The sequence below is a fragment of the Herbaspirillum frisingense genome (genome assembly GCF_047325095.1).
In the GTDB taxonomy this organism is placed as follows: Bacteria; Pseudomonadota; Gammaproteobacteria; order Burkholderiales; family Burkholderiaceae_D; genus Herbaspirillum; species Herbaspirillum frisingense.
The window spans coordinates 4,075,695-4,090,322 of the sequence record NZ_CP168558.1; the positions used below are offsets into that span (position 1 = coordinate 4,075,695).

10 protein-coding genes are annotated in these 14,628 nt (G+C 63.3%); 4 read left to right on the forward strand and 6 right to left on the reverse strand.

Features of this window, described 5'->3' with window-relative positions; genetic code table 11:
- Window positions 1-366 precede the first annotated feature (366 nt).
- Together ACEOAC_RS18760 and ACEOAC_RS18765 are read left to right on the forward strand one after the other, a co-directional pair.
- Window positions 367-1,206, forward strand: coding sequence for a DNA-binding response regulator (locus ACEOAC_RS18760; RefSeq protein ID WP_241811994.1), 840 nt, complete (start codon window positions 367-369; stop codon window positions 1,204-1,206).
- An 11-nt stretch (window positions 1,207-1,217) separates the two neighbouring features.
- Entirely contained in the window at window positions 1,218-4,004 is a 2,787-nt protein-coding gene (locus ACEOAC_RS18765) for an ATP-binding protein (protein WP_413444339.1), read from the forward strand.
- A 44-nt stretch (window positions 4,005-4,048) separates the two neighbouring features.
- Here ACEOAC_RS18765 and ACEOAC_RS18770 read toward each other — a convergent pair whose 3' ends face one another.
- The 3 genes from ACEOAC_RS18770 to ACEOAC_RS18780 all read right to left on the reverse strand — a co-directional run bounded on the left by ACEOAC_RS18770 (window position 4,049) and on the right by ACEOAC_RS18780 (window position 7,888).
- Entirely contained in the window at window positions 4,049-4,255 is a 207-nt protein-coding gene (locus tag ACEOAC_RS18770; protein WP_413444336.1) for a hypothetical protein, read from the reverse strand.
- 92 nt (window positions 4,256-4,347) lie between these two features.
- A complete protein-coding gene (locus ACEOAC_RS18775; RefSeq protein ID WP_413444337.1) occupies window positions 4,348-6,117 on the reverse strand; it encodes an EAL domain-containing protein in 1,770 nt (589 codons plus the stop codon).
- Window positions 6,118-6,145: 28 nt separating this feature from the next.
- On the reverse strand, window positions 6,146-7,888 hold the full coding sequence (locus ACEOAC_RS18780) for a methyl-accepting chemotaxis protein (RefSeq protein ID WP_413628510.1): 1,743 nt from the start codon (window positions 7,886-7,888) through the stop codon (window positions 6,146-6,148).
- A 248-nt stretch (window positions 7,889-8,136) separates the two neighbouring features.
- On the opposite strand from ACEOAC_RS18780, the gene ACEOAC_RS18785 reads away from it, so the two are divergent.
- A complete protein-coding gene (locus ACEOAC_RS18785) occupies window positions 8,137-9,120 on the forward strand; it encodes a MerR family transcriptional regulator (RefSeq protein ID WP_413444494.1) in 984 nt (327 codons plus the stop codon).
- Window positions 9,121-9,192: 72 nt separating this feature from the next.
- Here the strand turns inward: ACEOAC_RS18785 and ACEOAC_RS18790 are convergent, their stop codons facing one another.
- Window positions 9,193-10,959 (reverse strand): methyl-accepting chemotaxis protein, encoded by a 1,767-nt coding sequence (locus ACEOAC_RS18790; protein ID WP_413444493.1) that lies wholly within the window; start codon window positions 10,957-10,959, stop codon window positions 9,193-9,195.
- A 437-nt stretch (window positions 10,960-11,396) separates the two neighbouring features.
- On the opposite strand from ACEOAC_RS18790, the gene ACEOAC_RS18795 reads away from it, so the two are divergent.
- A complete protein-coding gene (locus ACEOAC_RS18795; protein WP_413444492.1) occupies window positions 11,397-12,977 on the forward strand; it encodes a diguanylate cyclase domain-containing protein in 1,581 nt (526 codons plus the stop codon).
- A gap of 54 nt (window positions 12,978-13,031) precedes the next feature.
- On the opposite strand, the gene ACEOAC_RS18800 is transcribed toward ACEOAC_RS18795, so the two are convergent.
- Both ACEOAC_RS18800 and ACEOAC_RS18805 read right to left on the reverse strand, forming a co-directional pair.
- Complete coding sequence (locus tag ACEOAC_RS18800; RefSeq protein WP_182994202.1) at window positions 13,032-14,165, reverse strand: NAD(P)/FAD-dependent oxidoreductase; 1,134 nt, start codon at window positions 14,163-14,165, stop codon at window positions 13,032-13,034.
- Window positions 14,166-14,186: 21 nt separating this feature from the next.
- Window positions 14,187-14,537, reverse strand: coding sequence for a RidA family protein (locus ACEOAC_RS18805; protein ID WP_077237767.1), 351 nt, complete (start codon window positions 14,535-14,537; stop codon window positions 14,187-14,189).
- Window positions 14,538-14,628 lie beyond the last annotated feature (91 nt).

Consider the following 14,628-nt stretch of genomic DNA (forward strand, 5'->3'; position numbering starts at 1 on the left):
ACGGATTTGGCGTTTAAGGAATTTATCGAAGGAAACCTGGAATTTCACGCATCCACTTTTGCGATCTGCACGGATGTTTGTTCACGAAGGAAAAATATTTTCTACTGACCTTTTTCCAACGATTCTAGCGGGCCGATCATGGAAGTTATTGGCGCAATATGCTAAGGCGCCATCGCACCCTGCAACGTGACCGCGGCACCGGCCGACCGAAAAAAATCCGGACTGAGATCGTCACATTTTTGCCAGCCGATCCCATTGTTTTGATGGCGGGAAAAATATGTTCCCAAACGGCATTTTTGCGTCGCTTCGCCTCCATTTCGGGGTAACTTCCCGCCGTAACTTCCGAACTTTCGTCACGAGGTGAACATGAGCCACAGAACCAATCTGAACACACGTACCACACATACCGCACACACCGGCCTGTTGGCCGGACAGCGCATCCTGCTTGTCGATGACGCCGAGGAGGACCGCATGCTGCTCTCCGGTTTCCTGCTGCGCTACGGGGCGCGACTGTATGTCGCACGGGACGGGCAGGACGGCTACCACAAGGCGCAGACTGTGCGGCCTGACCTGATCCTGATGGACATTCGCATGCCGGTCTATGATGGGCTCACGAGCTGCCGCCTGCTCAAGGCCAATGCGGTCACTCGCAATATCCCGCTGATCTTCCTTTCGGCAGCCGATGCCAGTGAAGAAAAGATCTCGGGTCTACGGGCAGGTGCGGTGGATTACGTGACCAAACCATTCGATTTCGAGGAAGTGCGACTGCGTCTGTGCGTACATCTGCGCTCACCGGTGCACGAGGAGCTGGCGCCCCTGCCAAACATGGCCGGCAGCAGCGCCGCAGACGTCTCGCCGGCAACGGTGGGGACTTCCGTCAACAACAGCACTTTCGACGTCGTGCTGTTCGAGGCGGCGCGCCGATTGATACTGGAAAAACTCGACCAGCCGATGGGTCTGCATGCCCTGGCCGCCGCTGTGGGGAGCAATGCGCGTCGCCTCTCCGTCGCCTTCAAGCATTGCTGCGGCGTGACGGTCTTCGACTACCTGCGCGAAGAGCGTATGAAGGAGGCCAGGCGACTGCTCTCCGAAAGTACGCTGGACATCGGTGCCATTGCGCTGGCAATCGGCTACAGCAACACTGCCAACTTCTCCACGGCATTCCGGGATCGCTTCGGCATGCCACCCAGTCAGTTCCGCCGCTAGCCACTGCGATGATGTGGGCGTCACGCTGGTGCTTGTTGCCTGTCCTGTGGGTTGCATTGGTGTGGCCCACAGCGGCCCGCTCGGCACAGGCCATCGATCTGTCCCGGTGGCAGTACGGGGAGTCCGTCACCCAGTATTTGCAATTGCTGCGGGATGAAGGGGCCACGGAGCAGTTGTCCTCCGCCATGCAAAGTCCGGAGTGGGAGAACATCAACGTCTCTGTCCTGCAGGAGGGCTATCGCGAAGGGGCCTTCTGGTTGCGTGGGCAACTGCGCAACGACAGTCCCGTCCCCGTCACGCGCTGGCTGGCCATGGGATCGGCGCGCCTGCAGGATGTGCAACTGCATCTCTCGGAACCGCTCACGGCGGGCGTCCCCGGGGCCGGACTACGCTGGCAGCCGCCACAGGTCGCCGGCACGAAGTACGCCTCTGCGCAACGCGAGGTGCAGGGCCGCACGGCCCTGTTTGCGCTGACGCTGGCACCGGGCGAGCAACGCACGATGGTGCTGCGGGTGGCCGGCAGCTCGGTGATCGAACTGGGTGTGGTGCTGTGGGATCCCGCCGTGTTCCGGGAGGAAGAAGGTCGCGAGCTGGCCTTCCAGGCCTTCGTCATCGGCATCGCCCTGGTGCTGGTGACGTACGCGTTGATCCAGGGCGTGGAATGGCGCGATCGCGGTTCCGTGCTGATGGCGGTGTGGATCTGCTCGGCGCTGCTCTTCATCCTCAGCTTCCAGGGCTATCTCTACCTCTACCTGCTCCCCAGGGGTGGCATGTGGCTGGTACGCGTCCCCATCACGCTGGGCTGCCTGACCACCCTGCTGCATCTCAGGATGAGCTATCTGCTGGTCAGTCTGGATCAGCTGCCGCGCTGGGAACGGCGCTGGAAGCGGATCTACGACGTCATGAGCGCGGCGCTCATCGTGGTGACCATATGGATCGCAGCAGGCGACTTCCGCGCCACAGCTCCAGTGGCCAATGCCATCGCCGCCACCTGCTATCTGATGTGGGCCGCATCGATGCTGCATGGCTGGCGCCACGGGCTGGACAATGCGCGCTTGCTGGCCATCTCCTTTGGCCTGGCCTGGTCGGCGATGTGGCTGAAGATGCTGGAGCTCAACGGCCTGATTGCACACGGCATCCTGCCGGACTGGCAGTTCTCCACCCTGTTCCAGCTTGGCCTGCTCGGCGTGGCCTCTACGATGGTGGTCGGGCGTGCGCTGCAACTGCATCACAAGTTCGAGCAGATGCAGTGGTCGGTGCTCTCCCTGCGCATGCGCGAACAGTTCAAGCTGGAGCAGGCGGTCAACCATCGCACCAGTGAATTGCGCGCGGCCCTGGAGGTCGCCGATCATGCCCGTCATTCCAAGAATGGCTTTTTCACCAGCATCAGCCATGATCTGCGCACCCCGCTGACTTCCATCCTCGGCTTTGCCGACATGCTGCAGGCCGTCGGCGGCGAACAAGGGCGGTATGGACGCATCATCGTGCGCAGCGCCCGCCACATGCTGTCCATGATCAATGACCTCATCGACTACGCCCACGGCGACCGCATGGACCTGTCGCAACCCAGGCCCCTGTATGTGCATGGGTTGCTGCAGACCATCGGCCAGGAAGGCGCGGCCCTGGCCCGACGGCAGCACAATGCTTTCAGCCTTGACGTCTCACCGGCGCTGCCACCGGTGCTCAGGATCGACGCCCCCCGGCTGCGCCGCCTCCTGGGCAACCTGCTCGACAATGCTGCCAAGTACACCCGCGAGGGCAGTATCAGGCTGGAAGTCGGCTGGCAGGCGGCGGCCGTGCGCTCCGGAACGGGCGTGATGGAAATGCGGGTCAGCGATACAGGGAGCGGCATTCCCTTACACTACCAGGCAAGCGTGTTCGAGCCTTTCGAACGGGCCGGGGCCGACCGCTCGCAACCCGGCCTCGGCATGGGGCTGGCCCTGGTACGTCAATGGATACAGCAGATGGACGGGCAGATCGCCCTGCAAAGCCAGCCCGGTCAAGGCACTGTCCTGACCTTGCAGTTGCCGGTCGCCCTGGCGGACGAACAGGACATTGCCCGTGACGACTGCCGCGAAGACAGCAACACGCATCCCCTCATCGATGGAACTGGTCGCCGGCTGCTGGTGGTGGAGGACAGTCCCGACATCGCCGACCTGCTGGTAGAGCAACTGGAAATGCTGGCCTTCGAGGTGGAACTGTATGCAGACGGCGAAAGCGCCGTCGCACGCATCATGCAGACCGACAAACCCGCCCCGGCGCTGGTGCTGACCGACTACCTGCTACCCGCTGCAAAAGGAGGCGAGGTCCTGCGGGCCACCCGCCAGCATCTGCCGGGCGTGCCGGTGCTGTTGCTGTCGGCAACCCTGCGGCCGCCAACAGACCGCCCCGATGACCTGGCATTCGATGCCTGCCTGCTCAAGCCGGTCAACTTCATGGAATTGCAGGAAACCCTGGCACGCCTGCTGGGCCTGCCGCTGCCGCAGCTGGGCTCGGCGCTGGCAGGAACGGTTGCAGCGGTCGGCACCGTCGCAGCCGTTGCAGCAACCAGCGAGACGACCGGGGACACTGCCGGACAGGACCCACTGCCGCCGCAGGAAAGCCTGCAGCAGGCACGTGTGTTGATCGACAGTGGTGCGGTCTCGGATTTGCTGGACTGGGGCGATGCGCTACTGCAGCAGCATCCACAGTGTGCCGGGTTCCAGTCCAGGGTGGATCAATTGCTGCGTGAGGGTGACCTGTTCGCCGTGGAAGCCCTGGTCAATACAGCGCTCGAAGCAGTGCGGGCCGGGAAATGAGGATGTGTCTTGAGTCCTCGCCGGATGCGCTTACGCAGGGCCGCTCATTCGCCGCCACCCGCGCTGCCGACCTCCACCGGCATGGCAGGCCGGTCGCCGCTACGCGCCAGTTCGGCATTGCGCACATTGATCTGATACTGCAGCTCGGCGTGTTCATAGGCCAGTTGCTCCTTGGGCGAGCGGCTGCAGGCCCCCAGCGTCAATACCGAGGCACTCAGGAGAAGTAGCAGGAGGGAGGCAGGACGGGGCATGTGGATGGTCTCCATCGCTATATTTCTGCCCGGCAATATACTCCTCACCAATCCTCATCGCAAGCGCGGCCGTAAGAGACCAGCTGTTTGCTTCAACCCCGGGCCGCGATCCAGTCCCAGGTATCGGCGGCCGCCATGGGACGGGCGATACCGTACCCCTGCCCATATTCGCAGCCCAGGTGCTGCAGGATGCGCCGGCATTTCTCGGTCTCCAGGCCCTCGGCCACGACCGCAAATCCCAGCTTCTGGCCCAGATGGATCATCGACGGCACGATCTGCTGGTCGGAGTAATTGCTCTCCATGGTGCGGATGAAGGACTGGTCGATCTTGAGATAGTCGGCGGGGATGTTCTTGAGATAGCTCAGGTTGCTGAAGCCGGCGCCGAAATCGTCGATGGCCACCTTCACCCCCAGCCGCTTGATTTCCTGGATCTTGCCGTAGAGCTTTTCCGGGTTCTTGCTCATCGCGCTCTCCGTGAACTCGATCTCGATCAGGCCGGCAGGAAGACGATGCCGCTGCAGTTGTGCAGCCAGGGCATGCACCAGATCGTCGTTGTCGAAGTCGCGTGCCGACACGTTGATGGCCACTGCAATGGCACGGCCCTGGCGCATCCAGGCAGCAGCCTGCTCGATGCCGTGCTGCAGGACCCACAGGGTGACCTGGCGGATCAGGGCTGTCTTTTCCGCCAGCGGGATGAACAGAGCCGGCGAGATCAGCCCATGCACCGGATGGCGCCAGCGCAGCAGCGCCTCCACCCCGGCGCACTGGCCTGACATCAGCGCCACCTTGGGCTGGAACTCCAGCCACAGTTCATCGGTGGCCAGCAGTGCCCCCGGGATGGCCGACAGCAGTTCGAAGGAATGCTTCTGCATGCGCCCCAGCGGCTGTTCGTAGTGACACTGCAGGCTGCCGCATTCCCGCGCCACGTCAATGGCGGTCAGCAGCGCCGGTACCAATTCATTGTCGTCCGCGCACTGCGACATCGGCACGATCCCCACCGAGATGTCCAGATGATGCGGAATCCCCTGATGCGCCACGGTCGCAGCGAAGGCCTCCTCGATCTGCTCGGCCTGGGCCTGCCAGACGTCACGCCGCTCCAGATAGGCAAAGCTGGTGGTACCGATGCGATAGAGCGCGATGCCCCCCAGCGCCTGGCGCAGGCGTTCCTTGGCTTCGATCAGGAAGCCTTCCACGTAATCCCAGCCGAGCGCCTTGATCATGTCGGCCAGATAGACGTGCTCGCACACCTCCACCGCCACCGCCGTGAGCTTGTCGAGCGGGCCGTCGACGCTGCGCAAGGTCTGCAGGTCGCCTACCAGGCGGCTGCGATTGGGCAGCGATGTCAGGCTGTCGACATAGCTGGCGTCGCGCAGGATTTCCAGCCGCGCCATCACGATGGCCGCCAGCCGCTGCAGGGTGGCCGCTTCCTCGTCGCTGAACTGCTGGCGCGGCGACTTGCCGATCACGCACAGCGTGCCCAGGTACAGGCCTTCCCTGGTCCGCAGCGAAGCCCCTGCATAGAAGCGGATGCCCGGCTCGCCGGTGACCAGCGGATTGTCTGCAAAGCGTGGGTCATGGCAGGCATCCAGTACCACCATCACCTGGTCCTGCTCGATGACGTGGCTGCAGAAGGATTGCGAACGCGGCGTGGACTGCGCCTGCAGCCCGTGCCGGGACTTGAACCATTGACGGTTCTCCGCCACCAGCGAGACCAGTGCGATCTCGGTCTGGAACAGCCTGGCGGCCAGGTCGGTGACCAGGTCGCACAGCGCATCGGGCTGACTGTCGAGCAGGCAGTAGCTGTCCAGCACGGCCAGGCGTCGCTGTTCTTTTTCGGACGGCACGCACAGTGCGCTGTCCATTCTCAGGATGTCGGCATGCATGGCAGGCTTAGAAGGTGACCCATTCATCGGTGCCACCAGCCAGCTGACGGGCGGGCAGCGGTGTGCTCAGGCGCGGTTCACGCGCGGTGCGCGGCACAGTGTGGCTGGCAGTGCGCCCTGCAGTGCTGCCCACGCTGCGCGGGGCCGCCATCGTATCCTTGGCCAGCAACGGCGCTGCCTCTTCCTGCACCTGGGCGGCATCGATACGGAACACACTCACCGCCTGGGCCAGTTCCTGGGCCTGCTGTTGCAGCGATTGCGAGGCTGCCGCCGCTTCTTCCACCAGCGCAGCATTCTGCTGCGTCACCTGGTCCATCTGGCCCACCGCCTGGCTGACCTGCTCGATGCCGGAGCGTTGCTCCTCACCGGCGGCACTGATCTCGCTGATCATGTTGCTCACCCGCTGGACGCTCTGGACGATCTCGCGCATGGTGTCACCGGCCTCGTTGACCAGTACGCTGCCGGATTCGACCTTGGCTACCGAATCACTGATGAGGGCCTTGATCTCCTTGGCCGCTGCGGCCGAACGCTGCGCCAGGCTGCGCACCTCAGTGGCCACCACGGCAAAGCCGCGCCCCTGCTCGCCGGCGCGCGCCGCTTCCACGGCCGCGTTGAGCGCCAGGATATTGGTCTGGAAGGCGATACCATCGATCACGCTGATGATGTCGACGATCTTGCGCGAGGAGGCATTGATGTCTTCCATCGTCTCCACCACCCGGTTGACCACGCCACCGCCGCTGCTGGCGATATCCGAGGCGGCCTGCGCCATGCGGTTGGCCTCGCGGGCATTGGCCGTGTTCTGCTGCACCGTGGAGGTCAGCTCTTCCATCGAGGAAGCGGTCTCCTCCAGCGAGCTGGCCTGCTGCTCGGTGCGCGAGGACAGGTCCAGGTTGCCGCTGGCGATCTGCGAGGATGCAGTGGCGATCATGTCGGTCCCCCGGCGCACACCGGAGACGATGCCCACCAGACTGGCGTTCATCTCCTTGAGGGCGGCCAGCAGTTCGCCGGTTTCATCCCGCGAGTTCACCTGGATGCGCGCCGTCAGGTCACCACCGGCCACCTGACGTGCCAGGCGCACGGCCGTGGCCAGCGGGCGGGTGATGTTGTTGGACAACCACCAGGCCAACAGCATCGCCAGCACCACCGAAATGACACCGCCACCGATGAGGGTGTTGCCGGTCACCGCCTTCAGGCTGGCGGCTTCCTCAGCGCGGGTACTCAGCAGGGACGATTCGGCGCGGTCCATCTCGCCCAGCAGGGTGCGCATGCGATCCATCTCGGTCTTGCCTTTGCCGGCCTGCTCAAAGTTCACCACGGCGGCCATCTGTTCACGGCCGTCACGCACCGCGCGCCTCAGTGCGATGGCCGGGTCGATGGCCGACGCCAGCCAGCGCCCTTCGGCCTCACTGATCTGCTGCAGGCGCTGCTGCTGGGCCGCATTGTCGGCGGTCAGTTCACGGGCCTTGGCCAGATACTGCTTGAAACTGGCGTTGCCGAGCTGGTAGGGCTCCAGCGAAGCGTCGTTACCGGTCAGGGAAAAGCCACGCTGGCCGGTCTCGATGTTGATCAGGCTTTCCATCATGCCTTGTACCTGGTCGCGCACATCGTAGGTATGCACGTTCCATTCATTGGCCGTCCCCAGGCGGGCGAAGTTGGCGTAGGCCACACTGACCAGGATCACCAGGATGGCGGCCACCATGCCAAAACCGATATACAGGCGCGTGCCGATTTTCAGGTCAGAGAGTTTCATGTTCATTTTTCCGTTGAGACAGACAAGGTTCCTGAAGAGACGGCGCCCTGCAGAAGGCCGGCGCCGCTTGCTTTTTTATTTTTCACGTTCACAATCCTGCAAATGCGTGACATACTGATAAAAATCACCAAAACAAACACGCATCTTTCGGTGCATTTGCACATAAATTCAAAATGCAACGGATTTGAACGGATAACCCGGAAAAATATCCCTGTTTCTTCAAATTATTTTTGATTGCCAAAAACACAATGGATCATGTCACCCCTCAACCCGACGACCTGACCGATCTCCCCCTGCTACGGCCCGGTGCCGTGGCGCGGCAACTGGGCATGTCAGTGGAGACCCTGCGCGCCTGGGAGCATCGCTACGGCATTACTTCCTCACAGCACAGCGGCGGTGGTCAGCGCCTCTATTCGCAGGACGACCTGCAACGACTGGGCTGGATCAAGCGGCTGGTCGACGCCGGGCACCGGATCGGCAAGCTGGCCGCCCTGTCACCACAGGAGCTGGAGTCGCTGACCCAGAGCTTGCCGGGCAGGGAGACACCCGCCAGCGATCTGGGCGCAGCAATGCCGGCATCGAAGCGACTGGCCGTGGTCGGTCCCTGGATTTCCACCAAGGCTGGCAGAGAGGCACTGGTGCGACAGCATTTCACGATCACCGCAGCCGTCGAGTCGCTGGATCAACTGGACCTGCGCGGCGTGGAGAGCGACATGCTGGTGCTGGAGAGCGCGGTGCTGGAGAGCGACCTGGACCTGCGACTGAACGATCTGCGGCACGCCCTGGCCCAGGTACCGGTACTGATCCTGTACCGTTTCGGCTCGGCGGAGGTGGTGGCGCGCCTGGAACAGGCCGGTCATCGACTGCTGCGCAAACCCATGGATGGCCTTGACGCCGACTGGCTGGGCAACCATATCCAGCGCATCGAACTGCCGGCCACGGCCACCTCACCCGAGGATGAAGCCAGCGTACCGCCACCGCGTTTCAGCGAGAGCGACCTGGCCCATATCTCCGAGGCATCCGACCGCATGCAGTGCGAATGCCCGCGCCACCTGGCCGAGCTGTTGACCGCCCTGGCCGGCTTCGAGCGCTACAGCCGCCAGTGCGAAGATGAATCGGACGAAGAAGCAGCGCTGCACCGGTCTCTCTGCATTGCGGCCGGACGCGCCCGTCTGCCACTGGAAGAAGCCCTGCAGCGTCTGACCCAGGTGAAGGGCATCACCCTGCCGTAGTACCTGGGGATGAAAAAAAAGCGCGCCCGACGGGCGCGCTGTTGGAACTGCAAGGTGCCAAGCGCTCGGAAATCAGAACTGCTCCCAATCCCCTTCGGCTGCAGCAACCGCCGCCCCCTTTGCCGGTGCCGGTGCCGGTGCCGGTGCCGGCGTCGCCGGCAAGGCCTTGGCCACGGCCGGATTGCTCCTGGCCTGCGGTTTGCGCGGCAAGGCCGGCGCACGCGGCGAGATATCCACGCTGCGCGCCGGCGCCATATTGACCGCACCAGCGGCTGGACTGCGTGCCACTTCACCGCTGCTCAACCGGAAGATGCTGACGGTCTCGCACAGACGACCGGACTGCTCCTGCAGCGATTGCGCGGCCGCAGCCGCCTGCTCCACCAGGGCCGCGTTCTGCTGGGTCGTTTCATCCATCTGGACGATGGCCTGGTTGATCTGTTCGATGCCATCGCTCTGCTCACCACTGGCGGCGGTGATTTCGGCCACCACGTCGGTCACCCGCTTGACGCTGGCCACCACCTCGCTCATGGTCGAACCGGCCTGCTCCACAAGGCGACTGCCGCTCTCAACGCGCTCCACCGATGCGTCGATGAGGCCCTTGATCTCCTTGGCCGCCGCCGCGCTGCGCTGAGCCAGCGTGCGCACCTCCGAAGCCACCACCGCAAACCCGCGCCCCTGCTCACCGGCCCGTGCCGCTTCCACCGCCGCATTCAAGGCCAGGATATTGGTCTGGAATGCAATGCCATCGATCACGCTGATGATGTCCACGATCTTGCGCGAGGCATCGTTGATCTCGCCCATGGTCTGCACCACCTCCCCCACCACACTGCCACCCTGGATCGCCACGGCCGACGCGCTCTCCGCCAGCGTATTGGCCTGGCGCGCATTGTCGGCGTTCTGCCTGACGGTGGAAGTCAGTTCCTCCATGGCCGAGGCCGTCTCCTCCAGTGCGCCGGCCTGCTGCTCGGTGCGCGACGACAGATCGAAGTTGCCAGTGGCGATCTCGGCCGAAGCGGTATTGATGGTGTCGCTACCCTGGCGCACTTCGGTGACGATGCGATGCAGGTTGTCATTCATGGCCTTCAGCGACGCCAGCAACGCCCCGGTCTCATCGCGGGAGGTGGCATGGATCTGCACGGTCAGGTCGCCTGCCGCCACTGCGGTGGCCACTTCCACAGCCTGATTGAGCGGCCGCGTGATGGAACGCGTGATCAGCACCGCACACAGCACCGACAGGATGACGGCGGCCACCGACAGCAACAGCATGATGTTGACCGCCATGGCGGAGGCGGCATTGGCACGCTCCACGCTCCGATCCATGAGCTCGGCCTGGAAAGTGGTCATGGCCTTGAGCGCAGCGAAATACTTGTCCTGCACCGGGATGGTCTGATCGAACAGCTGGGTGGTCGCCTCATCCCTCTTCTGTTGCAGGATCAGCTCGACGACCTTCTTGCGCTCGCGCGTGTAATCGTCGCGCGACTGCTTGAGCGCATCGATCAATTCACGCCCACGCGGCGTGTTGATCAGCTTGTCCATCTGCGCCATGTGCTGGCCGACTTCAGCCGTATTGAGCTCGACCCGGTCGAGGTATTTCCTGGCCTCCTCCGGGTTGCGCGCCAGGATGGCATTGCGCAGGCTGCGTGCGGCGGTATTGATCTTGTCGCTCATCTGGGCGCCGATGGCGACCTTGACGTAGCGGTCGTTGACGATCTCCGCCGTGGCGGCACTCACCGTCCACAGGTTCTTGATGCCCACCCCGGCGATGACACACATCACCACGATCAGCGCCGCAAAGCAGGCGCCGAGCCGAACGCTGATCCTGATATCCGTGATTTTCATGTTGACTCCCCCTTGTATGAATACTTCAGCTCCCAAACCACCCTGAATCTGCTTATCCGGGCTCCCTCTCGCATCCGGAATTCCCCAACTATAAACGATTTATTTATTAAATTCGATAAATACAGCAAGAGCGTTGGATTTTGATCTCGCGCGACTCTCACGTCATGAAAAGATGACATCGATGCTGCGAGGAACGATGATCTTTTCCCGCCGAAATACGCCACAACAAGCCGTAAACCCGCTATCTAAGCGATAAGCATTCGCGCCCGCAAAACAACAGCGCATTTAATGCACATCAAATACACCCTCCTTTTTCGTGCACAAGGCATTGCAAAAAAGGAAATAAAAGCACGAATGCGCTAAAATACAATTGGTTAATTTGATTAATTTGATTTCAAGTTGACATGATTGACCCGTTGTCACCGCGGAGAAACGCCATGCCCCTCAAACGTCTCAACAACAAGGTCAGGATCACGTCCATCGTGCTGGCCATCCTGGGCAGTGCCATGTTCGGCTATGCCTTGCTCAACGGCAGCCTGGCCGGACGCCAGGCGGCGCTCAAGTCGGGGCAGACGGCCACCATGAATATCGCCACCGGTCTTGCCACCCAGGTCAATCTCAGTGTTCGCGCCGCCGACCTGCTGCTGCAGGAAATCGCCGCACTGGACAACAACAATCCGCTGGATCGGCGTGACATGCGCAAGCTGGTGGAGGAATTGCTCAATCGACAGAGCCGCCTCTTTCCCGAGATGGACACCCTGCTGGTCATCGACGAGCAAGGTCGCGTCCTGCAACGCTGGCCGGCTGGCGACAATATGTCCGCCACAGCCCTCTCAGCCAGTCCCGACGGGCCGGCATCGATCTCGGAAGGCGGATTGAAGATCGGCGCGCCGATGATCAGCCGCGTCACCGGTCACTGGGTGATCCCGCTGGCCCGCACGCGCATGCGTCAGGGCAAGCCTGCCGGAGAATTCCGGCTGGGCGTCAGTCTGGAGCATTTCCAGCGTCTCTTCGACGAGGTGAATATCGGGGCACAAGGCTCGCTGCTACTGGGTAGCCGCGACGGCGTGATGCTGCTGCGCCGTCCCTATGGCGAACAGTTCCTCGGCAAGAACATGGTGGAGTTGCCGCTCTACCGGGATCACGTACGCCAACGCTCCTCCGGCTGGGCCGACATCAATTCGATGCAGGACGGCATACGACGGCTGCATTACGTCACGGGGGTGCCGGACTATCCGCTCTTCGTCAGCGCCGCCCTGGCCCACGACGAGATGCTGGCCGACTGGCACGCCGCCCAGGCTTCACAACTGCTGGTGATCGTCGCCGCGGCCCTGATCATCGGTCTGCTGACCGCCTACCTGCTGCGCGTGGTCCGCATGCGCGATCGCGCCGAGGATGAAATCGAAAAGAAGAACCTGTCCCTCAAGCTGCTCACCGAGAACCTGCGCGCCCAGGCCATGCTGGATGGCATGACCGGCATTCCCAACCGGCGCTACCTGGATGAACAGCTGCAACTGGTGATGCGCAATGCCAGCCGCAGCAAGAGCGCGCTGTCACTGGTGATGCTGGATGTGGATTACTTCAAGAAGTACAACGACCTCTATGGCCACATCCAGGGCGACTACTGCCTGCAGGACATCGCCCGCACACTGCAGACTGCGCAGCGCCGGCAAGGCGACCTGGCGGCCCGTTATGGGGGAGAGGAATTTGCCATCCTGCTGCCCGATACCGACCTTGCCGGAGCGCACAGGATTGCGCAGAAGGTGGTGGACGCTGTCAGGGCGCTGGCGATCCCGCATGAAGGCAACGCCCATGGCGTGGTCACCATCAGTGCGGGTGTGTACACCTGCGTGCCGCGTCCGGAGACCCGCATCGAGGACATCTTCTCCGGCGCCGACCGGGCGCTGTACCGGGCCAAGGACGATGGACGCGACCGCGTTGCGGATTACCAGGCGCCTCACACGGTGGTCAGTGGCAAGGCCGGGCAGGATGGGCGGTCCGGGGATGCCTCGGCCTGACGCCTGACGTCGATGGCAAGGCGACCGGCACAGGCATCAGCAAAGGCCGCGGCCTCAGCCGATCCGGGCCGGACTCAGGGCGTCGGCCTGCACGCCGAAGCGGGCGATATGCTCCGGTATCGACTGGCCGCGCACCAGTGCCGCATAGGCTTCGCCGGCCGCGGGGGCGGACTGGATGCCATAGCCGCCCTGCCCGGCCGCCCAGAAGAAGCCCGGCAGTTGTGCATCGTAGCCACCGACGAAGCTGCCATCGGCCACAAAGGAACGCAGACCGGCCCAGACATGCGCAGGCCGGCGGATTTCCAGGGTGGTGCCGTTCTGGATATGGTCGATGGCAATGGCGATATCCAGTTCCTCGGCCTGCACATCCTGCGGCGGCACCGGATCGGCATTGGCCGGGGACCCCAGCAGCAGGCCGGCGTCGGGCTTGATGTAGAACGCCTGGTCCACCGGCATGAACATCGGCCAGTGGGCGCTGTCAGGCGGCGCCGCAAAGGTAAAGGCAGAACGACGGCAGGGTTGCAGACCGATGCTGGCGGCTCCGGCCAGACTGCCGATCTGATCGGCCCAGGCACCGGCGGCATTGATGACCACCCCGGCACGCAACGGCCCCTGGGAGGTGCCGACCTGCCACTCCTGTGCAGCCTCGTCTCGCACAATGGCCTGCACCTCGGCATGGCACAGCAGCCGGGCACCGGCCGCGCGCGCACCACGCAGGAAACCCTGGTGCAGGGCATGCACGTCGATGTCGCTGGCATCTTCCTCATAGACCGCGCCGATCAGGTCTTCCCCGCGCAGCACTGGCACCATCGCCAGGGTCTGCTCGCGATCCAGACGCTGTACCTTGTCCGATACCGAGCGCACCAGCGCTTCGTGCTCATCCAGCTCGGCCTGCAGGGCCGCACCGGCATAGAACAGCGCACCACGCGGCGTGAGCAAGGGGTGTTCGGCAAAGCCCTCGGGCGGGTGGTCGAAAAAGGCACGACTGGCGCAGGTCAGCGCCCGCACCTGCGGCGGCCCGTAGCTTTCCATGTAGAGCGCGGCCGAGCGGCCGGTGCTGTGATAGCCCGGCTGCGACTCGCGCTCCAGCAGCAGCACGCTGCCATGCGGCGCCAGCCAGTAGGCGATGGAAGCGCCGGCAATGCCGGCACCGATGATGAGGTAGTCCACCCGCTCTGCTGCGCTCATGCTCATGCTCCCGGCGATTGATCAGAGCGCGGCCACGACGGCCACTTCCACATCCAGCCCCGGCAGCATCAGCAGCGCCTGCACGCAGGCCCGCGTGGGTGCATGGCCGGCCGGCACCCAGGCTTCCCACACCGCATTGAAGGCGGCGAAATGATCCGGGCTGGACAGCCACACATTGGCCGAGACGATCTGCTCGCGAGAGATGCCCTGCGCCTGCAACTGCGCATCGATCTTGGCCAGCACTTCGCTGGCCTGCTGCGGGATGGGTGCGCCGGCGTTGTCCGGCACCTGGCCGGAGACGAAGGCGAAGCCGTTGGCGATGACCAGCTGGCTCATGCGGGCATTGGTATTGAAACGTTGGATAGGGTTCATGTTTGCGCTAATCGTATAAAAAATAAGGTTTCACCAAGATCAGAAAGACGCTCACCGTTCGTGCTGGGTAGCGCCTTCGATACGGCCCTGA